Genomic DNA, 23259 nt, shown 5'->3' on the forward strand with positions numbered 1-23259 from the left:
TGAAAGGAATGTATTATGGAACTTGATAACATTGATTTTCAGATCCTTCAATTATTATCCAATAATTCACGTATTCAATGGAAAGACTTAGGTGAACAAATTCATATGACGGGACAAGCAGTAGGGAATCGTATTAAAAAACTTGAGGAAAGTGGTGTAATTAAAGCTTACACTCTACTAGTTGATGAAATGAAATTAGGATTTTCTTATACAGGGTTTGTAATTATTTATATGAAATCAGCAAACCATGATTCATTTATACGTTTTATTAATAATCAAAATGTGGTAGTTGAAGCTCACCGAGTATCGGGAGAAGGCTGTTACCATTTAAAAGTAAAGGTAGATTTACATGAAACGTTAAATGCATTTTTAGATAAAATTTTAGAATTTGGGAACTATAAACTATATCTTTCAATTAATGAAATCAAGCATACGCATCCAATCAATGCTAAATAAGTTGGTTATTTATCTCGGATAGGGTCGTAGTAAACTTTCACAATTTCTAGTGGTGAGCTTCGTTTTATTTTATCTAAGGACTCATGCAAGTTGAAAAAAGCAACTGAGAGTAACGGATTACTCAAGGTTGCTTACAATTTACTTGTTATTAGATTCGAAGCGTTTATAAGGGAGTATAGCGACAATGCCCAAAATAGGTCCAATCGCTAAGAGTGTAACTACCCATTCCCAGCTAAAGATTTTTTGGGAAATAGGCATTAGTTTAATCGAGTTGAGGCTTCTTTAATTTTGTACTTGAAATAACAAACGCGATGACAAGCACAACTGCGGCAAATGCATACGGCATATCGATGTTGATATCAAATAAAATACCGCCAATAATCGGTCCTATTATGATGCCTAAGCTAGTGTAAGCAGAGTTCATTCCCGCAATATACCCCTGGTTTTCCCCAGCGATTTTTGATAAAAAGGATGTCACAGCAGGGCGTAAAATGTCACCAGAGAAAAACACAATGCTCGTAATGACAATCATCGTCCAGTAACCGTCTATTAAAATCGTAATAAAGATAAAAATAGCGGAAGATAGTAAGGTTAAATTAATCAGCATTCGTTCACCAATTACGTTGACCATCTTATCAAAGAATAAAATTTGAGCGACAACCCCAGCGATTGAGCCGACTGTAATAATGATCGAAATATCACGGACCGTAAAGCCAAGCTTTTCGTCGACGAATAAGCTAAACATCATTTCATAAACGGCAAGTCCAAACGCTAGTACGAACACGACCAGTAGTGGTGTGAAGTACTGTGGCTGAAAAGATTTTTTAAACTCCTGAATAAACGCTGGTCGTACAGCGGATGCCCGATTTTTTTGTAGCTGCTCTGTTGAAATCGAATCGTCTAATACAAGGGAAATAACAATGGCAGTAATCAATGAAATGGCAGCAGCAAAGAAGAACGGTGCGCGTATCCCAAACTCTGCAATAAATCCGCCAATTCCTGGTCCAATTATAAATCCTAAACTAATCGCAGCCGATTGGTAACCTAACGCTTTTGCACGATTTGCTAGCGTCGTTTTATCGGCAATATACGTAACAACGGCGGGCATAATAAAGGCGGCACCTACACCGCCAAGTAGACGGCTCACAAATAATAGCCACGTTTCATTTGAAAAGCCAAACAGTGCCTCTGAAAATGAAAATAACAAAAGACCGATGACCATCATTTTTTTACGGCCGATTGAATCGACCCATGCACCTGTAAAAGGGGAAGCCAGAAACTGCGCAAGGGCCATCGCGGCGAACAAGTAACCGACAACGGCACCACTTAATCTTAGGTCCTTCGCAATCGATGGCATAACTGGTGCGGCAAGTCCCATCCCCACAAAAGCAATAAATAAACTAGATAATGCAAGTGCAATAGACACTTTCTCTTTTCGATTCATAATTGATTACCTCTATTTAATGGTCAAACAATTCACGGTCCTATTTGTTGGAGGATGAAATGGATGCATTCACTTTCTTCATTGTTTGCAATACATTTTGCAATTGTTCTAAATCGATGTCAGCGAAGTGCTCCATCATAAATTCTTTATCTGCTTCTTCGCTTAATGCCTGATAAGCGAGACCTTCCTTTGCTAGTACGATGAAAAACTCGCGATGATTAGTTGGATTGGCCTCACGTTTGATGAAATTTTGTGCTTCGAGCTTCGATAATACTTGGCTCACAGCACTTTTAGAAATCGCGAATTTCTTGGCGATTTCATTTGCTGTGATACGTGGATTGTCCTTCACAAAAAATAAAATCGTATCTTGCTGTGTTGTTAAATTGTAAGCATTGAACTTTTGCGCGTTTTTATTGTATAAAAGATAATTTAAGTAATATTCACTCAAAACGACAGTAAGGTCTTTTAACATTATTTGATAATTTGCAAGCATAATATCCTCCTTTTACTTCGGTTAAGTAAACTGAACTTAACTGACGAAATGTATCATATATGTTAAAGAACTTTTTGTCAATAATTTTTTCATTCCACATAAAACGTATAGAAGGTTCATTTGGTTATATGAAAAATATAAAAATAGCTTGTAATAAACCAAAAACGAAAGATAAATGCCAAGCACTACTTACGGGAATGGAATTCACCAAAAGTCAGTGGAAATAATCCAAATAAAAATGGTTCCAATCATCAAATACTGATGATTGGAACCATTTTTTCTTTGACTCTTCAGGATTAACCTTGCAATATACCAGGGATTTCACGCTCTTATATTTCCTTATTATGATCTCCCCATTGGCACATCGTCTGGATAATAGGCCAAAGCGTTTGCCCCTTTTCAGTCAGGCTATACTCAACCTTTGGAGGAATTTGTGGATATTCCTCACGATGGACTATACCATCAGCTACCATATCCTTAAGTGTAGAACTGAGCGTTTTATAAGTTATTTTCCCCATCATACGCTGAAGTTCATTATAACGAACTGGACCATTTTTTGATAAATTGTAAATAATTAGCAGCTTCCATTTTCCGTTAATAATAGAAAGTGTGTAGCCGAAAGAGGTTTCTTCGTTGTCAGCAACAATCATTTTAGAATTATTCATATCTACACTATCCTCCTGGATAGTATGCGTCATAAAAGTGCATACTTGTTTGTTGGTTCATATCAACTATATAATATATTTAGATTCAAGTAAAGGAATGCTTTACAGGCAAAACATGTATTGAACCTCTCGCACTTTAAATTTGTTTTTGAGGGAAAACTATATATGCGTGAATGTCTACAAAGAAAATCAATAGGAGGACAAATATAGTATGTTAACACAACAATATCAAGACAACTTAGACACACTACTTCAGAAAATCGAAGAAGCTGAGGCGGTTGTGGTTGGTGGCGCTGCTGGGATGTCTGCTGCCGCCGGGTACAACTGGTATCAGACAGATGAAATCTTTCTGAAGTATTTTGGAGAATTTGCCGGTAAGTATGGGATTGAAAGTATTTTTTATGGTTTTTATCACCATTTTGCAACAAGAGAAGAACGCTGGGCTTATATTGCTACTCTTAACAAGTTTGTCTATGATGCCGAAGCCGGAAAGCCCTACCTTGATTTATTGCAACTGCTACAAGACAAAAATTTTTTCGTTCTAACAACGAATCAAGATACTCAGTTTTCAAAAGTTTTTCCTGAAGAGAAAGTGTCTGCGATTCAAGGAGATTGGCGTTACTATCAATGTAGCAACCGTTGTCACGATCATGTTTATTTTAATAAAAAGCAAGTTGAGGAAATGTACGCAAACATAGAGGGAACTAGAATTCCCACAGAGTTGATACCTACTTGTTCAGAATGCGGGAAGGATATGGAACCGTGGGTGCGATCCCGTGTTTTTCTGGAAGGAAGCCATTTCAGAAGCGAATTAATGAAATTTCAAGCATACCTTATGAAAAATAAATATAATAAGATCTTATTTTTGGAATTGGGCGTAGGGACGATGACACCGATGTTTATTAAAGAACCATTTTGGGAGATGACTCATAGTTTGCCGAATGCATACTATATCAGCATCAATCCTAAAGATGCGGTGGTTCCTAGAGAGATAAGCGAAAAAGGACTCGCAATTAACGAAGATATTGCCCGAGTGCTTGAAGATGCCCTGAACGAGAAGGCGAAAGTAGTTCAATGATAGAAAAGCAAAAAATACTAAGGAGGACAAAAAAATATGTTAACACAACAATATCAAGACAATATAGCAACATTACGGGAAAAAATTGAAGAAGCTGAGGCAATTGTGGTAGGTGGCGCTGCTGGGATGTCTGAGGCGATCGGACACAGTTTTTATCATACTGATGAAAATTTTCTGAAGCATTTTGGGGAATTTGCAGATAAGTATGGTATTAAAAACCTTTTTGAGGGCTTTTATTACCGTTTTTCTACAAGTGAGGAACGCTGGGCTTTTCTTGCTACTGAAATCAAGTTTTTACATGATGCCGAAGCTGGTCGCCCTTACCTTGATTTATTGCAACTCCTTCAAGGAAAAAACTATTTCGTTGTTACAACGAATCAAGACGCACAGTTTTCCAAGACTTTCCCCGATGAGAAAGTTTCCCCAATTCAAGGGGATATGCGTTATTTTCAATGTGGCTCCCGTTGCCATGATCAGGTTTATTTTAATAAAGAGCAGGTTGAGAACATGTATGCAAACATAGATGGAACCAGAATCCCAACAGAGTTAATTCCAGTATGTCCAAAATGCGGACAGGAAATGGAACCATGGGTGCGCTCTTATGTATTTCTTGAAGGAAGCTCTTACCAAAGTGAATTAAGAAAATACAATGAGTTTCTTATAAAAAACAAAGATAAAAAGATTCTCTTTCTGGAATTAGGCGTTGGAACAATGACACCAATGTTTATTAAAGAGCCGTTTTGGAACATGACTTACAGTTTTCCGGATGCCTACTATATTACAATAAATCCTAAAGATGCGGTCGTTCCTCAAGAGTTAAGTGAAAAAGGACTTGCCATTAAAGAAGATATTGCACGTGTCTTACAAGATGCTTTGAGCGGGAAGGAAAAAAGAGATTCGGCTATTTGATAAGTAGGGAGCAATTCGACTACGCATTACACGAATTCATTAAGTAAAATAGATTCATCAAAATTTTATATAAATGGAGGATCATATGAAAGAGAACTATCAAGACGTTTTAAGCAAAATCAAGAATGCGGACAGTGTTCTAATTGGCGCAAGTAACGGCCTCGCCATTTCTGGAGGTACTAATATTTTTGCTGAGGATTCGTCCTTCATAGAACATTTTGGCGATTTTCGTAAGAAATATGGTTTTCGTAGCATCCTACAGGGAGCTTTTTATCCATATCCTTCTGAGGAAGAGAAGTGGGCATTTTTCAGCCGTATGTACGCCTACTTTTTAAACAACAAGGAAGCTAGTCCTGTTATGAAAAACCTTTATGAACTGGTGAAGGATAAAAATTATTTTGTGGTTACTTCTAATACAGATTCTCATTTTAAACTGACAGGATTTCCAAAGGAACGCCTTTTCGAACTAGAGGGCAATAGTCGGTATTTGCAATGTTCTCATGGTTGCCATCATCAAATTTACCAAGGTGACGAAATATTGAGTGAAATGGCCCGGAACCAAGAAAACGGAAAAGTTCCTTCAAGCCTTATTCCTAAATGTCTAGAATGTGGTGGTCCAATGCAAGTCCATGTAGAAGTCGATCGCAATTTTCTAAGAGGTGATGCATGGCAAGCCAGCTTTCAAGCTTATCAGGATTTTATCGATAATGCTCATGGCAAAAAAATAGTCTTACTGGAATTAGGCGTAGGTGCAAGAAATCAATTGATTAAAGCCCCATTTATGAATATAGCTAACTCAGAAGAAAATGCTACCTATATTACCTTTAATAAGGGGAGAGAGCTTTATATTCCAGATCTCATTGCTGATAAATCCATTGGTATCGACGGTGATATTGCGGAAGTGTTAGAGCAATTAGTTCAACTGAAATAAGCTGATTTACCTTAGTAGAAAAGAGAGGGAGAATGACTAATGTTTCTGTCAACTATTCTGGATAAACCTGTCTGCCAACCAATCAAAAAGCCTTATGAACGATGGTATACATTCATGGAGAAAAATGTAGAGTTTTGGCTGCCGGATAGTGAATGGCATACGAAAGCCCATTGCGCCCGCGTTCTGTTACTGGCCCTCCTCATCGGCCATCAAAAAGGTCTGAGTGAGGAGGAAAAGGACGCGCTGGGTATGGCGGCTGTTTTCCATGACTCTCGACGCCACGATGATGGGATTGATAAAGGACATGGTAGTCGTGCGGCAGCGTATTACAAAGAGTATTGCCGTGAGCACGGTTTGTCCTACGATGCACAAACCTACTACATTACCTATTACCATGACCAGGATGATTCGCTAGGTTTGTCAGAGATTGCGAAGTCTTCCGATTTAAGTGAACAGGCTGTGCTGCTGTATCAGATTTTCAAGGATGCTGACGCACTGGATCGCTTCCGTCTGGGTCCTGATGGTTTGGATGAGAATTTTCTTCGGACCGAAGAAGCACGTCAACTTGTTGACTTTGCAAAAGATCTCTTACAGAAAAGTAATGAAACTAATGCATAAAAAAGTCTATTTATCGTAAGCAGGTCCGAGCGCATTTTGTTAGGTTAGGAGGTAAGTGTAATGAACAAGTATATAGATGATAGCTTCGCCCTTCACACGGACTTGTACCAAATCAATATGGCGAAAGCTTATTGGGATGATATGATTCATACCAAAAAAGCTGTATTTGAATTGTATTTTCGGAAATTGCCGTTTGGAAATGGCTATGCGCTTTTTGCTGGATTGGAACGAATCATTGATTATCTCCAAGCATTTCATTTTTCTGATAGCGATTTAGATTATTTAATAGAACTTGGCTATCAGGAGGACTATGTTGACTTCTTGCGAACTATACGTTTTACAGGAACTGTTCGTGCCATGAAAGAAGGGGAAGTTGTATTTGGCAACGAGCCCATTCTTCGTATCGAAGCACCGTTAGTTGAAGCGCAACTTATCGAGACGGCCTTGTTAAATATCGTGAACTATCAAACGCTCATCGCAACCAAAGCTTCTCGGATTAAACAAGTCGCGGGTGACCAACCCGTTTCAGAGTTTGGTACACGACGCGCACATGAATTTGATGCTGCATTATGGGGGACAAGAGCTGCTTATATTGGTGGATTCTCTAGCACAAGCAATGTTCGGGCAGGAAAACGATTTGGTCTTCCTGTTACAGGAACACATGCCCATTCCTTTGTTCAAGCGTATCAAGATGAATACACTGCTTTCCATAAATATGCGAAAAGTCACAAAAATTGTGTCTTCTTAGTGGATACCTATGACACGCTAAAATCAGGAGTTCCTACAGCAATCCAAGTCGCCAAAGAACTAGGCGACAACATAAATTTTGTAGGCATTCGCTTAGATAGTGGAGATTTGGCTTACCTTTCCAAAGAAGCAAGAAAGTTATTAGATCAAGCAGGATTTGTTGACACTAAAATTTATGCTTCGAATGACCTTGATGAATATACCATTATGAGCTTACACGCACAAGGAGCGAAAATCGATGCATGGGGAGTTGGTACCAAAGCCATCACCGCCTACGATCAACCAGCTTTAGGTGCTGTGTACAAACTGGTCTCGATTGAAGATGACAACGGCCAGATGCGTGACACGATTAAAATTTCTGCAAGCCCTGAAAAAGTCACAACACCAGGATTAAAAAAGGTATACCGTATTATCAATAATCTGACGAAAAAATCAGAGGGAGATTATATCGCCTTAGCCAACGAACAACCTGAAAAAGAAGCCAAACTTCACATGTTTCATCCTGTGCATACCTACATTGGAAATTTCGTCACCAATTTTACGGCAAAAGACTTGCACGAAGATATTTTCGATAATGGCACGCTTGTCTATGAATGTCCGTCAATTCACCAGATTCAATCGTATGCTGGGCAACAACTAAATCTTTTATGGGACGAATATAAACGTTCATTAAATCCAGCGGAATATCCTGTAGATTTAAGTCGGGCTTGTTGGGATAACAAAATGAAAAACATAGAGCAAGCAAAAAAACATAAACGAAAAGCTGTACTCGTATGAGGAGAGAAAATATGAGGAATTTATTTTGGAGTTGAATTAAAATGGCAAATGAAGCTCTATTAATTGTTGATATGAGTAATGATTTTGTAGCTGATAATGGAACATTAACTGTTGGTAAAACAGCACAAGAAATAGTGGCCTATATTAAGGATTTGGCAACAAGTTTTTTAGAAGAGGGAAATGTAGTTGTCGTATCAATGGATGCACACCAACCAAATGACCCGCATTTTGAATTATGGCCACCACATAATATTGTAGGTACAGAAGGGCAACAATTGTACGGAGATTTATATGATTGGTTTCAAAACAATAAAGATAATGAAAGTTTAATTTATACGCCTAAAACGAACTATAATGCATTCTTTCAAACAAATTTGGCTGAAACGTTAAGAAGTTTAGGCGTAGAAAAGGTCCATACTGTTGGGGTAACGACGGATATTTGTGACTTTTTAACAGTTGCAGGAGCAGACGCAGAAGGATTCAAAACAGTCATTCATAAAAGAGGGGTAGCAACATTTACTGATCTGGGAGAAACAATGGTAAACCATACGAAACGTTGCTTCCATACTCAAGTTATTGAATAAATACAAAATCAATTAGGACGGTGAAAAAACATGTTGGACTTGTTACCACGAATTAATGAATTAGCGAAAAAGCAGCGTGAAGAAGGGTTAACAAATGTAGAAAAAGCCGAGCAGCAAGTGCTTCGTGAAGATTATTTAGGTGCTATACGCGGGCAAGTTCTCCATACTTTCTCAGGAATGAAGATAGTGGATTCGCTTTTAAATGATGTAACACCTGAAAAGATTCGCGAATTAAAAACAAAAGATTAAAAGTGAAAAAATGGGACATGCCGCCGCGATAAGGGCTGTTTTGCCAGGTTCCCATTGTATCGGGTACAAGTCCCCCCTCTGTTGCTGTATGTGTACTAGTAATCCGGACTTGACGATTCAAGTTGTTGGTGGTTTTATTATTCGGCCGATGCCGAACACAAAAGACGAGACAATTTGTTTCATTATGTTGTGTATTTAAATGGAAAATAATTATTAAATTTAAGAAATGAGGTTTTATTAAAATGAAGAAATTTAAAAAGACATCTATGCTTTCAATGACGGCGCTTCTGATGAGCGCATTATTAGCTGCTTGCGGTAGCCCTCAGGAGAGCCAACCTGAGCAAAATACTTCTCAACAACAAGAACAGGAAATGACTATCCAACAAATCCGAAATGCTACATTAACTGTAGAATACGGTGGGCAAAAGTTCTTGATTGATCCGATGTTTTCCAAAAAAGGCGAATTCGATCCTTTCCTTCCTGCCGAAAGAGATGATCGAAATCCAATCGTTGAATTACCAATGTCCGTTGATGAGATTCTTGATGGTGTAGATGCTGTCATCATTACTCATACACATGAGGATCACTTTGACCAAGCAGCAAAAGAACAGCTGCCTAAAGACATTAAGATGATTATGCAAGATGAACAGGATGCTGAATTAGCCAAAGAATTAGGATTCACGAATATTGAAGTCATGGAAGAAGAAGTAGGTATAGACTTTAATGGAGTTGAACTTACTGAAGTTGATGGTCGACACGGACATGGAGAAACGGCAAAGCTCATGGGAAACGTTATGGGGATTGTCTTCCAACACACGGATGAAAAAACATTGTATGTAGCTGGTGATACCGTCTGGTATGAAAAAGTACAAGAGATTATCGATACCTACAAACCAGAAGTTATTATGCTAAACGGTGGCGAAAACCAATTTGTTGAAGATGGCCCTGTTGGCCCTCTTATTATGGGGAAAGAAGACATATATGAAGTATACAAGGCTGCTCCTGAAGCCGACATCATTGTTAGCCACATGGAAGCAGTTAACCATTGGGGATTGTCCAGAGAAGAATTAAAGAACTTTATCAACGAAAAAGGAATCAAGTCTAATGTATTAGTTCCAGACGATGGAGAATCTTACTCATTTTAAGGTGGAAATTGAAAAACGTGTAGTGAATTTTAATTTACAATACAAGAGACCCATGAAGGGTCTCTTGTATTATTCTTACTAAAAATATTTTGTTGTTAAACTACATTATTCAAATCTCTTTTTCAGACAGGTGGGTAAGAGTTTGAAGTTATCGCTCACTGTTTACTCCGACGTGCGGCTTTCACTGCATACGGCGTTCCAACTAATTCAATTCAATTCAATTCTATTCTATGTACTTGTAGAATTGAATTTTGTTTTCTTCAGAAATCAAAAGGAATGATAATGGATAGTGTAATTCTTTTTCTCCACTAGCAGCAGAAATTACGATTGATGATAGAAAGTTTTTATAAAAAGATAGGAGGAATACAAATGGAGAAAGCACCAAAAGACACACGTGTCGTAGTAGGAATGTCAGGCGGAGTCGATTCTTCTGTTGCTGCGCTGCTTCTAAAAGAGCAAGGCTATGACGTAATCGGGATGTTCATGAAGAACTGGGACGATACAGACGAATTTGGTGTTTGTACGGCTACAGAAGACTACGAAGATGTTATCCGCGTCTGCAATCAACTGGATATCCCCTATTATGCCGTGAATTTTGAAAAGCAGTATTGGGACAAGGTTTTCACCTATTTCTTAGAAGAATATAAGACGGGAAGAACGCCAAATCCCGATGTGATCTGCAATAAAGAAATCAAGTTCAAGGCATTTTTAGATCATGCCATGAGCATTGGAGCCGATTATGTCGCTACAGGACATTATGCACGTGTGGTCAGAGAAAATGGAAAAGTTCACATGTTGAGAGGGAAAGATGAAAATAAGGATCAGACATATTTCCTTAATCAATTAACTGAGGAGCAGTTAAGTAAGGTGTTATTCCCAATAGGTGATATGGAAAAACCAGAAGTAAGGGAAATAGCAACCAAAGCTCATTTGGTGACCGCATCCAAAAAAGATAGCACAGGCATTTGCTTTATTGGTGAACGAAATTTTAAAGAGTTCTTGAGTGGGTATTTGCCTGCTCAAAAGGGGAATATGGAGAAATTCGACGGGAAAGTTGTCGGACAGCATGATGGAACTATTACTATACAATTGGACAGAGGCATGGATTGGGGATCGGAGGAAACGGCGATCCTTGGTTTGTAATTGGAAAGGATATTGAAAGGAATGTACTATATGTTGGACAAGGCTTCAACCATGAATTGCTATACTCAGACAGTATCATTACTGATAATGTAAGCTGGATTTCAAAGGAATCTATACCTGATACATTTGAATGTACTGCAAAATTCCGCTATCGCCAACCGGACAATAAAGTAACGGTAGAACGCTTGGATGATTCGCAATTTAAAGTCACTTTCCACGAACCGATTCGTGCCATAACGCCTGGACAAGCAGTTGTCTTCTATCAAGGAGAAGAATGCCTCGGTGGAGGAACCATTAACCAAGTATATCGTGACGACAAACAACTAACATATGTTGGCTAAAAAGGGCACTGAAAAAGTTCTTTTTTATAGTAAGAACTAGTTGATTGTAGTGAAGAGCGGCGACTCCAGCGGGAACAGCGCGAGCTGAAGACCCCGCAGGAACGCAGTGACGAGGAGGCTGAAGCCGTGCCCGCGGAAAGCGTCCGCTCGGAACGGAAATCAACGAGATTGAAGGAAATCGGTCTTTTTCAGTGCCTTCGGCTAAAATGGAGGGATCGTTGATGGCGGACATTTCTATTTTACTTGCATTCGGTGCAGGTGCACTAACTTTCATATCGCCTTGTGTATTTCCACTTTATCCTGCATTTTTATCGTACATTACAGGAATGAGTGTAGCTGAAATACAACTGGGTGAATTAAAAGGACAGCGCAAAGCAATTTTGCATACAATTTTCTTCTTATGTGGATTTTCAATCATTTATTTAGTATTTGGTTTTGGAACAGTAGGAAGTGCAACTCTCTTAGAGACGTGGTATTTTCAATATGGAGATGTAATTCGACAAATTGGTGCTATTTTAATGGTGCTCTTTGGATTGATTACGATTGGGTTACTCCAACCAAAATTTTTGATGAAGGAACATAAACTGCATATTCAAAACAAACCAGCTGGTTATTTAGGTTCAGTCGTAATTGGATTTGCTTTTGCAGTAGGATGGACACCTTGTATGGGTCCAATTTTAGCAGCTACATTAGCACTTGTAGGTGCAAATCCATCACAGGGTCTATGGTATATGGCAGCTTATGTGTTAGGTTTTAGTATTCCTTTTCTTTTAATGGCATTCTTCATTACTAAATTTACTTGGGTAAAAAAATACAGTGGCCCTGTAATGAAAATTGGCGGAGGAATTATGATAGGTATGGGAATTATTCTGTTTTTTGATAAACTTACACTTATCAATTCATTAGTAGAACCGATATTCGGAGATTTTCAAGGATTTTAACCTATCGAGAAATAAAAGTGTGTTAATTGAATGGAAGCGTCAAATAAAGTCCAACTGTTAACCCGGGGCATGGGCTAAATCGTGCGGGAATGAGCTATTGAAACATGAAATGATTAAATTCACAACAGGGTTTGTAAAATCACTGGCATAAAATTAGCATACTATATGATATAAAACGAATATTTTTTGCAATCTTGAAGTCGTGCTCCATCGTGAGTACGGCTTCTTTTCCTATGGACGGATAGAGGTTAGAATACGTGTAGAGATCGTTGCTACGTCGATATGCTACCATAGATATGATGATCCCTTTTAATTGACGCTGTGCAATAAACAATAATGAACAACTCACCAAATTGTATAAAAATATAGGAAGATTAGATATTGATGTAAAATCCTAATCCACTCCTTATAAATATGTAATTGTAGTGAATTGCCGTAATAGTATCGTGTACAGTGGTCGCCCCCCTTAAAACGGACAAAATAGGGTATAGAATATACAAAGCCTTATTATTCTATTTAAAGGAGAGGTTATTATGTATATCCGGAAAAAGTTAAAAAAGCGTCGTTCAACATTTGAAACAAAATTATATGCGGTTACACAAGTGATAGAGTTCAACCGAAACAAAAGGCTTGTTGCCGAAGAAATTGGCTTCAGTGTAAATTCAGTAATTAATTGGGTCAAAACCTTTGAACAGCACGGTGAGACTGGTCTTCAATCGAAAAACCCAGACTTACTATCAGATGATAGGATTGAATTAGAACGCCTACGTTGCTTTGAGACGAAATATTATCAACAACAAGAGGAGATTGAAATTCTAAAAAAGTTCCAGGTCTTTCTCAAGGAGAACGAAAACAAAAGTCATATGATGCCATAACTTCTTTGAGAAAGGAATATTCGGTTGAAAGACTTTGCAAGACACTTGGTGTATCAAAAAGTGGGTATTATGATTACATGAAGCGCCCACAACAAGGACCATCAGAACGCGATCTTCGAGATATTAAAGCTATAAAACGAACGTATAATAAGAGCAAAGGTACTTATGGTTGTAAACATATTGCAGGAGAACTTAAAGAAAGAGGCCATATTATAAACCATAAACGCGTGGCCAGATTAATGCATGAATTGAATTTAGCATCTAAGATAAGAAAGGCAAGAATCACTAGAGAAACAAGAACAAACCTTGTTGGCCATGTTTATCCAAATATATTAAATCGAAATTTTGATGTAGATTCTCCGAATCTAAAATGGGTTATGGACCTCACCGAAATCAAAGCAGAGGGCGCAAAACTGTTCATTTCAGCTATTGTTGATTTGTTCAATCGAGAACTAATTGCGCTGGCTGTTGGTTCCAGGCCGATTTATGAGCTAGTGGAAGCTACTATTCATATGGCAATGAACGAACGTGATCTTCAGTCAATGAAAGGCATTCTCTTCCATACCGATCAAGGAAGTGTCTTTACATCACTTCAGCACCATAAGAAATCAAAGGAACTTGGCTTTACGCCAAGTATGTCGAGAAAAGCAAACTGTTGGGACAACGCGGTCATTGAAAGTATCTTTTCTCACTTCAAAACCGAATTTGATTTTCATTATCCTTTGAATAATTATGCACAGGCTAAAATCGACTTACTGGCCTTCCGCAACTACTTTAACGATGAGAGAAGCCAAAAACGTTTAGGGTATAAGACACCTAAAGCCTTCTTGGAAGCGCACTTGTTACCTCAAAGCTAGTATTTAACTGCGTCCGATATATAGGGGGCAAACCACAGGTACCTAAAATTAAATCGCTACAATACAGTATTCTTTTTCCTTTTCTTCTCGCGTTAGACGGTTCCAATGACTTCCGTTCTTCCCCTGAATATGATTACATGATAGTGTAACCATTGTTTTCAGCTCCTCCTATTTGGTGGGGATCGTATATCGGGAGTTCTGTGATTGGCACTTCTCCAATACCCTGAAAACAATGGTTTTTTCATTCGCCAACTAGCTAGTAACATAATAGGTACGCGAAATTCAAACATGTAGCTGTTTTGTTATCAATCTTCGTTTAGTCCAAATCAATGTAAATATCAAAATTAGCTCAAATGCGTTCGTCACTGCTCCACTATCTATATTTATAGGTATAGCACTTCCAATAGTCATAACAACGGCACCTATAAAGAAAACTGGCCATTTCGTTTTTTTCCATAAGATCGCACTTGCCACAATGAGAATTAGTGTAACTAATAACACCATAATAGGGGGGCCTGTCGCTTCTTCTACATTTGAATAGCTGATGGCTCCGTATTCTTTCACTACTTCAAGTTCCAACCCCATCACTTCTATCGAAAATTCTAATACGATTAAGCCAACTGTATAAAGAATACCTAAGATGACTAGCCACTTTTTCTTTGCCCATTCAATTCCACTTTCCCGTAACGTACCAATCGAATACATAACGAGTAAGGGTGTTAGTAAAGCATGTAAGCAAAAACGAGAGAAGTTTAAGCTTTCTAGTAACCCTCCTTCACCAATCCACTTACCTGTTGGCAGTAGCAAGTTATCATAAATAAGCGGCAATATTACTATATAAATAACACTAGTCCATCTTGCTAAATCTTGTTTTCTAATGCCGTATAATCCCCAAATCAATAATATCGCATATAAAGCAGCATAAAGAAAATATAAAAACGTGTCCATTTAATCCACCTCCTTTCTAATCCATTCCCAAAGTCCAATAGTTATAACCAGCAAATTTAATAAGGGTACCCTACCCACAAGCGTTTCGTAAGCTATGGGCCGTGCCGAAAAAGAAGAAAGCGATATGATGGCCGTATTACTTGCACATACACCCTTACGTCGAGAAGGCGAAGCTGAAGAAATCGTTAAAGTTGTAGGTTTCTTAACAAGTGATGCGGCATCTTACGTAACAGGTATCAATAAATCAAAAAGCAGGCATGCCAGCGCATGTCTGCTTTTTACGATGTATGAGATCCGTCCGGATGAACTTCCATGGCGGCCGGTATATACTACTGAAATCAATAAAGCAGCTCTGGCTCAGACTAAGAGAGGGGATGCAGATTTTGGGGTACACGTTACTCATTCAATCAAAGATAAAAAAGCCTAATCCCTCCGTATCTTAGACGAGGAATTAGGCTTATCATTTTCAACAATAGCACCCGATGATTGAATAAGTATGTTCATCACCTATTTTCTTTTTTGTCCCTATTGGTGAAAAATGTAGACATCAAAACTATAAAAACAGGCAATATACTCCATAAAAAGAATCCCCAATTATGTGTAATTAAAGATAATACTAAGAAAAAAGCAAGTGCTACAATTGAAATGTAAACCGTACGTGCTTGATATTTATTCAACATACACACCCCTTTTTGAGTATTGGAAATATTTTTCGTGAAATATAACATACATTCTCCATTAAATGGTCCTATTACTGCACAAATTTATTTCGTTATCGTGCACGTTTTTGAGAAACTCCTGCGTTATTCAACAAAATGACTCTATTACTAATTCGGTGCAGTACCTCATTCTAGAAAAGAGCCTATTTATCGAACAAGTTGAAACTTACTTTTTAGGCATAGCGTATGTCGCAGAAATACCATTGATTTCCTCGATTTTCTTAAATATTTCATTAAGAACTTCTAATGCTCTTTCATTTGATTCATACTTCCCTAAATCTTTACTCCATTCGTCTAAAGACGAACCGCTAACAAAACCTTTTATTTTTTTCCCGTTTACAGTAACTTCTTTTACATTTATCAAACTGTGCTTATCTTGTGTAGAAATCCATAACATAGAAAAACTCATCCCCTTCGTTCGAATTTATCCAAATTATACCACAATTTAGCCCGATTATTGAAGACAGTTCTTCTTGAAATTCAATCAAACGAGTACAATAAGTATGTAAGCGCCTATTTGACGCTTACGGGACAAGTCACTCATTCAATCATGAAAGTTCACACAAACTTGTTTGTTCCATTAATGATCGCGTGAATCCGCTTTGAATAGATATGAACAATAACTCCATCTTTTTTAAACGCTTAATGAGGCAATGCCTATGAAAATATTGGCTGTAGATTTATTTCAGGATGGGCTACAGTGCAACATTACTATGTTGGACAGGTTAAGCGGTGAGATGGAAGCGATCCACCATGCAGTGGAGGGTCTAGTTCAGATGGAGGAACAATTTAAAGGAGCCGGGGGTAATGCCACCCGTTCCTTTTACCAGGAATGTCATTTACCATTTCTTTTCCGAACAGTTCAAACAAGTGCTTCAGCAGATGGAGGCAGCACTTCATTCACTCGAACCTGATTCATCTGGGTATATAGAAGAACAATTCCTTGAGGGAGAGCTAGAACAGGGCATTACGCTTATTGGTCATCTCACGGATAGTTTGACGGATGAGGCAAACAGTATCATGGATCAGGTGAGTGATATTGTAGGACTGCCCCACTTAGATGATAGCGGAGTGCAGGAGGGAGTCATTCGTTCTAAGAGAAAACGTGATGATACCAACTCACAACTTTATGAATTTGATGCAACTCAGACTACTACACTACATCCCATTGAACAAGATTTGCAGACGATGAACACGTGGCTTACGGATATGGAGGGACTGTTCCAAGCAGGAGTAAAGGACATCAGCTTCGTGCCGAGCCGATGGAATGTTCTGACATTTAGAAGTGAATTTGAACAGAACTGTTCCCAAAAGTGTACTTAAATCCAAATGACTTATGGGTAAAGGAACATCAACAGCTGATTGGTACGATGATTACTCCAGCGACTTTTCAAACCCTTGAAGGGAAAAAAGTGAACACTGTCGAAGAGAATCTGGATGAAAATATAAAATACCATATGTATGAAAATGGTTTACTCATTAAAGAGTATGTTGTTGGCCAAACAGTTTACTATGAAGTTGTTTCCCAAGTTGACTATAAGGAAGAAGAGACCGTTAAAGTCGATAAACCGAAAGAAAACAAATTACTTGATTCTTTTCAGTTTGGGTTAGATTTAGCAGGGCTTATACCTGTTGTTGGTGAAGTAGCAGATGGCGTAAATGGTGTTATCTATACGGCAAGAGGGGATGCATTAAATGCGGCCCTTTCTTTTGGAGCGATGATTCCAGTTGCTGGCTGGGCAAGTACGGGTGGGAAATTAGCCTTAAAAGGAAACGATTTAAATCAAGTAAGAAAAGTGGTAAGTACAGAGAAGGTGGCGTCCATCTATTCCCCAATCTACCAAGATGTCGTCAACAGTCCATTAGGAAAAACTCAAAATCAACTAGATATCTTAACTAATACTCATTACCAATTGGGTAAGCCAAATGCCCTTGCATTCAATATGCCATTTCCAAAAACAGATATTCCTACGAGTATCAAAGGTGGAGATGTCGATGTTAAGGTTGAAGTGAAGAATGTGGATGTTGGGGCTAAGGGTACGGATAAAAACATTACGCAAGGTGCAAGATATGGGGAAAGGAAAATTTCCGATGAGACATATGCTAAATTAAGAAGAGCATCGCCATCTTCTAAAATACAAAAAGAAGTTAATAAAAATATTGATGATATTATTGGAACTGAGGATTTTGCTTTACCCGGAAAAATAATTGAAAAAAAACTGCATGCAGATCATATTGTTTCTCTAGAGAAAATAGCTCGTTTGGAAGGTTTTGAGACATTGACTTACCAACAACAGAAGGAAATTGCCAATTTTGTAGAGAATTTTAAAGGTCTTAGTGAAGCAGCTAATACATCTAAAGGTTCAAAATCATTTGCAGATTGGAACATCTACAAAAAAGAAAACATTTTGGTGAATCCTGTATTTAGGGAAAAAATGATATTAAAAGAAAAAGAACTAGAAATTGAGATACAAAAGATGACAGATGAATTTAATAGGATAAATAAAAAGGAGTGAATTCGGGTGGATAAGTTATCTTCATTAAAACAATACAGAAAAAGTATAGAGTTTGTATCTAACAAAAACTTACTCAATATAGAAAAGGAAAATATGCCTGAAAAATGGATAGAGATATTTAAAGAAACAGATAAAGCTAGAAAGAAAGATAAATTAATAGCTTTATGGAATGATGTGTGTGAAAAAGAATTGAGCAATACTATATCATACTTGAAAGAGAATTTATTAGAATTTGAACTAATTGTAGATAATGGACAATATGCAGTACTATACAGCGTAAAGAGTGAAAATGACGAAATTCTTTATTACGAAGGTGGTATACCGACCAGTTCTATTTATATTTCAGAAATGCAACAAGATTGGTCAAATGTTCCAGAATCTATTAAGAGGTTCTATGAAAAGTTACACAATGGGTTTTATTATCTGCCAAGTAGAGCTATGGGACTAGTACCAGTGGAAAGCAGTACTCATTTTGAGGATTATGAATGGGGAATACTTGAAGAATTAGATGAACCATTAGGAATTAATATGGCTACAACATATGGTTTTTTTGAAAACGGCATGGGAGGATATGTTGCTATAGATTTAAACAACTGTATCGATGATGTAGCGACATTATGGTTTACCAATGATAAGCCTGAATATAATGTGGATTTCTGGGATATTGTAGATGAATGGATTGTAATAGGGCTTCAAGATAATTAAAAAAACATGCAAATAATTAGAAATAGCAATATTCTATTAGTCTACCACTCACAAAGTAATCTTACTGAGGTTAGTCAAAATCTATAACTCATGTAGATTGTACCAAAGAATACTTGGGTTATGAAAAATAAATATGATAACTGGCGATATGACATTTGAAACATACGAAATATTGTTGCAGGGAACTAGCCAAAAACTTACGTAATTAAACAAGCTCGTGGGTTTACAGATAGAATTAGTAATGAATTACTTTATATAGCTAACCATAAAGCACCTGATTGCCTTTTAGGCAACAGGTGTTGTTTTTTGTGAGCAATTTAAGGATAAAACAATGAATGAGACCAGCTTGAAATTCAGAACCCATGAAGGGTACTGTTAATGGTAACTGAACAAAAAGTTGAGGGACCAATAATTGAGATGCCTAGTAGATACCATGATCTAGGAAACAAAAGACAGCATCCATTTGGAAATAAGGGAGGAGTTGGCGGCGGAGAGGCTAGGCAGGAATTCAATAAATGGCGTAAAGAATATTGGAAAGTAAGATATGCCAATGAAATGATTAAAAGGGGGATAATTGAATGAAAATAGAATTGTTAAATGCGATTGATGAAGAGTTTGAAATGTGCCCTGAAGCCTTTGGTGGGCCCGTTAATATAGAGGAAGTAATACAAGCTGAAGATGAACTCAAAGTAAAATCACCAGAGGATTTTAAAATGTTTCTTTTGAGATATGGTTCGGAAGCAGTTGGTGAAGCAATTGTTTTAGGATTGAGAGAGGCGGAATTTTTTGCTACACCATCATTTGTAGAGAAATCTCTACAGTTTAGAAATATTCTTCCCGAAGGGCATGAGAGTTTTATTGTTATTGGAATAGACGGTGTAGGAAATTCGGTAGGTTTTAATTCTTCTAATACAGAAATTATTACATTTGACTTTGATTTTGGTGGAAAAGAAATAATAGCAAGAAGTTTTGAAGAATATTTAGAAAAAGCGATTCGAGAAGATTTGAATATACATTTTTAATCAAGAGTTTATAAAAATGTTCTATTGGAAAGTATTATGAAAAAATAAATTGTGCGGATGAAAGCAATAAATTAAGTGAGATGACATTTTTAACATACGAATTATTATTACTGGTAACAAGACAAAAATTTACGAAATTAAATAGGCTTGTTGGTTTAATAATGAATTACTTTATATAGCCAACTTTAAAACACTTGATTGCCTTTTAGGCAACATGTGTTTTTGTTTTTTTGTGAGAAGTTTAAACTTTGGACGGCATGGATGATGCTTTACTGAAATTCATAGCACATGAAGGTTGTACCATTATGAAGTAGTGTTGTAATACTTAGGCATTTCGAAAAGTACGATAATTAGACGAGATGACATTTTACATATCCAATATCGATGTAGATTTAATAGTGCGACAACTGAATTTTCATGCCAGGACTCGAATTAGATTTCCCAATCGTTTCTTTGGGTGAAGATTTAGCAAGGAAGGACGAAGAATGGTCGTCTGAAAATTAGTGAAATCCAAAAGCGAAGGATGTGCATCTCCTTCAAATCAATAGTTACCGCGTACTTTTGACGAGGGGAGGGACGGTATGATAATTTATATACCGCAAGATCCGCAATAGGATGAAGACATATACGCTTTTTGAAATGATTGGCTTAGAAGTGATGTGAACTACTTTGTAGCAGTTGGGTGTTAGAAATGCCAAGGTAACTATGTAAGGGAAAACTTGATTGTTCGAACTTTCATGTTTGTTTGACGCACAGGCACCTCGATTTAAAGCTCGTAGTCTATAATCATCTTTTGCAACATGATCCAATAAGATTTTTTCAATAAATCTTTTAAACCATAGTTCAGATTCAGATGATAGTTCTTCTGAGTAACTGATTTTTACTACTCGATATTGTTCGTTCATTTAGTTCCCTCCAGTCTTATTTTTGTATTCATCTTTGACTGGAAGGGAACAAGTGCAAGAGGGAGTCATTCGTTTTAAGAGGAAACGTGATGATACCATCTCTCAACTTTATGAATTTGATGAAACTCAGACTACCGCACTACATCCCATTGAACAAGATTTGCAGACGATGAACACGTGGCTTACGGATATGGAAGGACTGTTCCAAGCAGGAGTAAAGGACATAAACTTCGTCCCGAGCCAATGGAATCTTCTGACGTTTAGAAGTGAAATTAGAACGGAACTGTTCCCAAAAGTGTACTTAAATCCAAATGACTTATGGGTAAAGGAACATCAACAGCTGATTGGTACGATGATTACTACAGCGACTTTTCAAACCCTTGAAGGGAAAAAAGTGAATACTGTCGAAGAGAATCTGGATGAAAATATAAAATACCATATGTATGAAAATGGTTTACTCATTAAAGAGTATGTTGTAGGCCAAACAGTTTTCTATGAAGTTGTTTCCAAAGTTGACTATAAGGAAGAAGAGACCGTTAAAGTCGACAAACCTAAAGAAAACAAATTACTTGATTCTTTCCAGTTTGGATTAGATTTAGCAGGGCTTATACCTGTTGTTGGTGAAGTCGCAGATGGCGTAAATGGTGTTATCTATACGGCAAGAGGGGATGCATTAAATGCGGCCCTTTCTTTTGGAGCGATGATTCTAGTTGCTGGCTGGGCAAGTACGGGTGGGAAATTAGCCTTAAAAGGAAACGATTTAAATCAAGTAAGAAAAGTGGTAAGTACAGAGAAGATGGCGTCCATCTATTCGCCAATTTACCAAGATGTCGTCAACAGTCCATTAGGAAAAACTCAAAATCAACTAGATCTCTTAACTAATACTCATTACCAATTGGGTACGCCAAATGCCCTTGCATTCAATATGCAATTCCCAAAAACAGATATTCCTACGAGTATCAAAGTTGGAGATGTTAAGGTTGAAGTGAAGAATGATGGATGTTGGGGCTAAGGGTACGGGAAAAGGTATAGTCAACGAAGTTAAAGAAATTGACTTCGGAAAGCACATAATAAAAGGTGAAAATGGTAAGAAACAACTACTCCCAAATACTAAGTATGTAACCAATAATAACTACAAATATACTACTGATGAACTTGGAAGTATAGTAAATGTAAATGCTCCTGAACTTGTATTGAAAAAGGCTGATAGAAATAAATATGCCCAGGCAAATGTAGGGGGAAAAGACAGATTACCAGATGATGATGGCGGACATTTAATAGGAGCACAATTTAATGGTCCTCCTGATATTGATAATCTTGTACCACAAAATAGTCAAATTAATAGGAGGGGTGGAGTTTGGTACGAAATGGAGACTGAGTGGGCCAATGCATTGAAAGAGATACCACCGAAGAAAGTTTCTATTAGCATTGATCCAATCTATTCTAATAATTCAATGCGACCTGATTCCTTTATGGTCGAATATGAAATTGAAGGACAATTCCCAGTGATTCGTGAGATTGCAAATAAATCAGGAGGCTGATATTGATGAGTTTTGAAATAGAATTAAACAAGTTATATAATAAAATTGCACAACAGGTTAATGATATGATTCCAACTGAATGGGATAATTTCTATTTTAATGGTGAAGTTAAGGAGAGAGAAGGAGGAGTTTTCTTCTTTTTTACACCCCAAGGTGAGGAGCAACACGTTTATTCACATTATATTCCAAAATTATATAGTATAGATAAGAGGGCTTATAATAAAGAACTACATAAATTATTGCAACTAACTGTTGAACTTCAAAAAGTTTTTATTGATAACGACCAAGAACCTTGGTTTTCAGTGACATTATTAATAAATGATACAGGAAAATTAAATGTACATTTTGATTATACAAATTGGCATGAAAGTGAATTTGGCCCAACAGCTAGAATTAAGTATTTTGAATATAAATATGTAAGCCAAAACAAAGAACAGCCAGATTTAGATTTAATAGAGAGAATGAAGGAATTTGAAAAAAAGTAAACAATAAAGCACTTGATTGCCTTTTAATAGGCGACAAGTGCTTCTTTATATTTTTATACTTATTGTAATTAAGTGGGCGTTAATCCGAGACCTAGTACTTTTCACAGCTCTATAATAAATTCGTCTTCTACTGAAAGTGACTTCTTACTCCAAGGAAAACAAAGT

Annotated in this window: 25 protein-coding genes and 2 pseudogenes; 22 read left to right on the top strand and 5 right to left on the bottom strand. The window is 37.3% G+C overall.

Translation table 11 applies throughout. The features are described 5' to 3' along the window. Positions 1 to 15: 15 nt before the first annotated feature. A complete protein-coding gene (locus H7992_RS04170) occupies positions 16 to 456 on the top strand; it encodes an Lrp/AsnC family transcriptional regulator (RefSeq protein WP_187046702.1) in 441 nt (146 codons plus the stop codon). A 262-nt stretch (positions 457 to 718) separates the two neighbouring features. Here the strand turns inward: H7992_RS04170 and H7992_RS04175 are convergent, their stop codons facing one another. From H7992_RS04175 to H7992_RS04185, 3 genes are all read right to left on the bottom strand, one after another. Then, entirely contained in the window at positions 719 to 1900 is a 1182-nt protein-coding gene (locus tag H7992_RS04175; protein ID WP_187046703.1) for an MFS transporter, read from the bottom strand. A gap of 40 nt (positions 1901 to 1940) precedes the next feature. Then, a complete protein-coding gene (locus H7992_RS04180) occupies positions 1941 to 2393 on the bottom strand; it encodes a MarR family winged helix-turn-helix transcriptional regulator (protein WP_187046704.1) in 453 nt (150 codons plus the stop codon). Positions 2394 to 2722: 329 nt separating this feature from the next. Beyond that, positions 2723 to 3058 carry a winged helix-turn-helix transcriptional regulator gene (locus tag H7992_RS04185; protein ID WP_255428583.1) on the bottom strand — a complete coding sequence of 112 codons (336 nt, stop codon included), beginning with the start codon at positions 3056 to 3058 and terminating at the stop codon, positions 2723 to 2725. Positions 3059 to 3269: 211 nt separating this feature from the next. Here H7992_RS04185 and H7992_RS04190 point away from each other — a divergent pair, with 211 nt between their 5' ends. From H7992_RS04190 to H7992_RS04245, 12 genes and pseudogenes are all read left to right on the top strand, one after another. Further along, complete coding sequence (locus H7992_RS04190; RefSeq protein WP_187046705.1) at positions 3270 to 4136, top strand: SIR2 family NAD-dependent protein deacylase; 867 nt, start codon at positions 3270 to 3272, stop codon at positions 4134 to 4136. Between the two features lie 36 nt (positions 4137 to 4172). Beyond that, on the top strand, positions 4173 to 5045 hold the full coding sequence (locus H7992_RS04195; protein WP_187046706.1) for an SIR2 family NAD-dependent protein deacylase: 873 nt from the start codon (positions 4173 to 4175) through the stop codon (positions 5043 to 5045). Between the two features lie 85 nt (positions 5046 to 5130). Further along, positions 5131 to 5976 carry an SIR2 family NAD-dependent protein deacylase gene (locus H7992_RS04200; protein WP_187046707.1) on the top strand — a complete coding sequence of 282 codons (846 nt, stop codon included), beginning with the start codon at positions 5131 to 5133 and terminating at the stop codon, positions 5974 to 5976. 39 nt (positions 5977 to 6015) lie between these two features. Further along, positions 6016 to 6594, top strand: coding sequence for an HD domain-containing protein (locus tag H7992_RS04205; RefSeq protein WP_187046708.1), 579 nt, complete (start codon positions 6016 to 6018; stop codon positions 6592 to 6594). A 60-nt stretch (positions 6595 to 6654) separates the two neighbouring features. Continuing rightward, complete coding sequence (locus H7992_RS04210; RefSeq protein WP_187046709.1) at positions 6655 to 8118, top strand: nicotinate phosphoribosyltransferase; 1464 nt, start codon at positions 6655 to 6657, stop codon at positions 8116 to 8118. Between the two features lie 41 nt (positions 8119 to 8159). Continuing rightward, positions 8160 to 8702: a cysteine hydrolase family protein gene (locus H7992_RS04215; protein WP_187046710.1), complete on the top strand. Its 543-nt coding sequence runs from the start codon at positions 8160 to 8162 to the stop codon at positions 8700 to 8702. Between the two features lie 30 nt (positions 8703 to 8732). Next, entirely contained in the window at positions 8733 to 8951 is a 219-nt protein-coding gene (locus H7992_RS04220) for a DUF896 domain-containing protein (RefSeq protein ID WP_187046711.1), read from the top strand. A 371-nt stretch (positions 8952 to 9322) separates the two neighbouring features. Next, the gene (locus H7992_RS04225; RefSeq protein WP_187047787.1) at positions 9323 to 10096 is read left to right on the top strand and encodes an MBL fold metallo-hydrolase; all 774 of its coding nucleotides are present in this window, start codon (positions 9323 to 9325) and stop codon (positions 10094 to 10096) included. Positions 10097 to 10465: 369 nt separating this feature from the next. Continuing rightward, positions 10466 to 11580: pseudogene (gene mnmA / locus H7992_RS04230) on the top strand (tRNA 2-thiouridine(34) synthase MnmA). A 221-nt stretch (positions 11581 to 11801) separates the two neighbouring features. Next, positions 11802 to 12521 carry a cytochrome c biogenesis CcdA family protein gene (locus H7992_RS04235; RefSeq protein WP_187046712.1) on the top strand — a complete coding sequence of 240 codons (720 nt, stop codon included), beginning with the start codon at positions 11802 to 11804 and terminating at the stop codon, positions 12519 to 12521. A gap of 533 nt (positions 12522 to 13054) precedes the next feature. Then, on the top strand, positions 13055 to 13396 hold the full coding sequence (locus H7992_RS04240; protein WP_187045315.1) for a transposase: 342 nt from the start codon (positions 13055 to 13057) through the stop codon (positions 13394 to 13396). 5 nt (positions 13397 to 13401) lie between these two features. Beyond that, on the top strand, positions 13402 to 14253 hold the full coding sequence (locus H7992_RS04245; RefSeq protein ID WP_187045316.1) for an IS3 family transposase: 852 nt from the start codon (positions 13402 to 13404) through the stop codon (positions 14251 to 14253). Positions 14254 to 14535: 282 nt separating this feature from the next. Here the strand turns inward: H7992_RS04245 and H7992_RS04250 are convergent, their stop codons facing one another. Continuing rightward, a complete protein-coding gene (locus H7992_RS04250) occupies positions 14536 to 15201 on the bottom strand; it encodes a hypothetical protein (protein WP_187046713.1) in 666 nt (221 codons plus the stop codon). Positions 15202 to 15295: 94 nt separating this feature from the next. Between H7992_RS04250 and H7992_RS04255 the strand changes: the two genes are divergently transcribed. Beyond that, positions 15296 to 15628, top strand: coding sequence for an SDR family oxidoreductase (locus H7992_RS04255; protein ID WP_187046714.1), 333 nt, complete (start codon positions 15296 to 15298; stop codon positions 15626 to 15628). A gap of 458 nt (positions 15629 to 16086) precedes the next feature. Here the strand turns inward: H7992_RS04255 and H7992_RS04260 are convergent, their stop codons facing one another. Next, on the bottom strand, positions 16087 to 16317 hold the full coding sequence (locus tag H7992_RS04260; RefSeq protein WP_187046715.1) for a hypothetical protein: 231 nt from the start codon (positions 16315 to 16317) through the stop codon (positions 16087 to 16089). 316 nt (positions 16318 to 16633) lie between these two features. On the opposite strand from H7992_RS04260, the pseudogene H7992_RS04270 reads away from it, so the two are divergent. The 8 genes and pseudogenes from H7992_RS04270 (at position 16634) to H7992_RS04305 (ending at position 23094) form a co-directional block, all read left to right on the top strand. Further along, positions 16634 to 17243, top strand: a pseudogene (locus H7992_RS04270) (ribonuclease YeeF family protein). 47 nt (positions 17244 to 17290) lie between these two features. Beyond that, positions 17291 to 18436: a hypothetical protein gene (locus tag H7992_RS24585; RefSeq protein WP_255428585.1), complete on the top strand. Its 1146-nt coding sequence runs from the start codon at positions 17291 to 17293 to the stop codon at positions 18434 to 18436. 6 nt (positions 18437 to 18442) lie between these two features. Then, positions 18443 to 19141: an SMI1/KNR4 family protein gene (locus H7992_RS04280; RefSeq protein WP_067206123.1), complete on the top strand. Its 699-nt coding sequence runs from the start codon at positions 18443 to 18445 to the stop codon at positions 19139 to 19141. Positions 19142 to 19519: 378 nt separating this feature from the next. Next, entirely contained in the window at positions 19520 to 19723 is a 204-nt protein-coding gene (locus tag H7992_RS04285) for an HNH/ENDO VII family nuclease (protein WP_067206126.1), read from the top strand. After that, positions 19720 to 20163, top strand: coding sequence for an SMI1/KNR4 family protein (locus H7992_RS04290; protein ID WP_067206129.1), 444 nt, complete (start codon positions 19720 to 19722; stop codon positions 20161 to 20163). The genes H7992_RS04285 and H7992_RS04290 overlap by 4 nt, the downstream gene beginning before the upstream one ends. Before the next feature lie 957 nt (positions 20164 to 21120). Further along, positions 21121 to 22080 carry a T7SS effector LXG polymorphic toxin gene (locus H7992_RS04295; RefSeq protein WP_187046718.1) on the top strand — a complete coding sequence of 320 codons (960 nt, stop codon included), beginning with the start codon at positions 21121 to 21123 and terminating at the stop codon, positions 22078 to 22080. Beyond that, positions 22061 to 22609 carry a DNA/RNA non-specific endonuclease gene (locus H7992_RS04300; protein WP_187046719.1) on the top strand — a complete coding sequence of 183 codons (549 nt, stop codon included), beginning with the start codon at positions 22061 to 22063 and terminating at the stop codon, positions 22607 to 22609. The genes H7992_RS04295 and H7992_RS04300 overlap by 20 nt, the downstream gene beginning before the upstream one ends. 5 nt (positions 22610 to 22614) lie before the next feature. Further along, positions 22615 to 23094: an immunity protein YezG family protein gene (locus tag H7992_RS04305; protein WP_067206134.1), complete on the top strand. Its 480-nt coding sequence runs from the start codon at positions 22615 to 22617 to the stop codon at positions 23092 to 23094. Positions 23095 to 23259: the final 165 nt, after the last annotated feature.

It is taken from the genome of Sporosarcina sp. resist (assembly GCF_014302295.1).
In the GTDB taxonomy this organism is placed as follows: Bacteria; Bacillota; Bacilli; order Bacillales_A; family Planococcaceae; genus Sporosarcina; species Sporosarcina psychrophila.

Bases quoted from the DNA above. Each gene is read 5' to 3' on its own strand.
- H7992_RS04170 (WP_187046702.1), top strand. From the start codon at position 16: ATGGAACTTGATAACATTGATTTTCAGATCCTTCAATTATTATCCAAT.
- H7992_RS04175 (WP_187046703.1), bottom strand. From the start codon at position 1,900: ATGAATCGAAAAGAGAAAGTGTCTATTGCACTTGCATTATCTAGTTTA.
- H7992_RS04180 (WP_187046704.1), bottom strand. From the start codon at position 2,393: ATGCTTGCAAATTATCAAATAATGTTAAAAGACCTTACTGTCGTTTTG.
- H7992_RS04185 (WP_255428583.1), bottom strand. From the start codon at position 3,058: ATGAATAATTCTAAAATGATTGTTGCTGACAACGAAGAAACCTCTTTC.
- H7992_RS04190 (WP_187046705.1), top strand. From the start codon at position 3,270: ATGTTAACACAACAATATCAAGACAACTTAGACACACTACTTCAGAAA.
- H7992_RS04195 (WP_187046706.1), top strand. From the start codon at position 4,173: ATGTTAACACAACAATATCAAGACAATATAGCAACATTACGGGAAAAA.
- H7992_RS04200 (WP_187046707.1), top strand. From the start codon at position 5,131: ATGAAAGAGAACTATCAAGACGTTTTAAGCAAAATCAAGAATGCGGAC.
- H7992_RS04205 (WP_187046708.1), top strand. From the start codon at position 6,016: ATGTTTCTGTCAACTATTCTGGATAAACCTGTCTGCCAACCAATCAAA.
- H7992_RS04210 (WP_187046709.1), top strand. From the start codon at position 6,655: ATGAACAAGTATATAGATGATAGCTTCGCCCTTCACACGGACTTGTAC.
- H7992_RS04215 (WP_187046710.1), top strand. From the start codon at position 8,160: ATGGCAAATGAAGCTCTATTAATTGTTGATATGAGTAATGATTTTGTA.
- H7992_RS04220 (WP_187046711.1), top strand. From the start codon at position 8,733: ATGTTGGACTTGTTACCACGAATTAATGAATTAGCGAAAAAGCAGCGT.
- H7992_RS04225 (WP_187047787.1), top strand. From the start codon at position 9,323: ATGACTATCCAACAAATCCGAAATGCTACATTAACTGTAGAATACGGT.
- H7992_RS04235 (WP_187046712.1), top strand. From the start codon at position 11,802: ATGGCGGACATTTCTATTTTACTTGCATTCGGTGCAGGTGCACTAACT.
- H7992_RS04240 (WP_187045315.1), top strand. From the start codon at position 13,055: ATGTATATCCGGAAAAAGTTAAAAAAGCGTCGTTCAACATTTGAAACA.
- H7992_RS04250 (WP_187046713.1), bottom strand. From the start codon at position 15,201: ATGGACACGTTTTTATATTTTCTTTATGCTGCTTTATATGCGATATTA.
- H7992_RS04255 (WP_187046714.1), top strand. From the start codon at position 15,296: ATGGGCCGTGCCGAAAAAGAAGAAAGCGATATGATGGCCGTATTACTT.
- H7992_RS04260 (WP_187046715.1), bottom strand. From the start codon at position 16,317: ATGTTATGGATTTCTACACAAGATAAGCACAGTTTGATAAATGTAAAA.
- H7992_RS24585 (WP_255428585.1), top strand. From the start codon at position 17,291: ATGATTACTCCAGCGACTTTTCAAACCCTTGAAGGGAAAAAAGTGAAC.
- H7992_RS04285 (WP_067206126.1), top strand. From the start codon at position 19,520: ATGGTAACTGAACAAAAAGTTGAGGGACCAATAATTGAGATGCCTAGT.
- H7992_RS04290 (WP_067206129.1), top strand. From the start codon at position 19,720: ATGAAAATAGAATTGTTAAATGCGATTGATGAAGAGTTTGAAATGTGC.
- H7992_RS04300 (WP_187046719.1), top strand. From the start codon at position 22,061: ATGATGGATGTTGGGGCTAAGGGTACGGGAAAAGGTATAGTCAACGAA.
- H7992_RS04305 (WP_067206134.1), top strand. From the start codon at position 22,615: ATGAGTTTTGAAATAGAATTAAACAAGTTATATAATAAAATTGCACAA.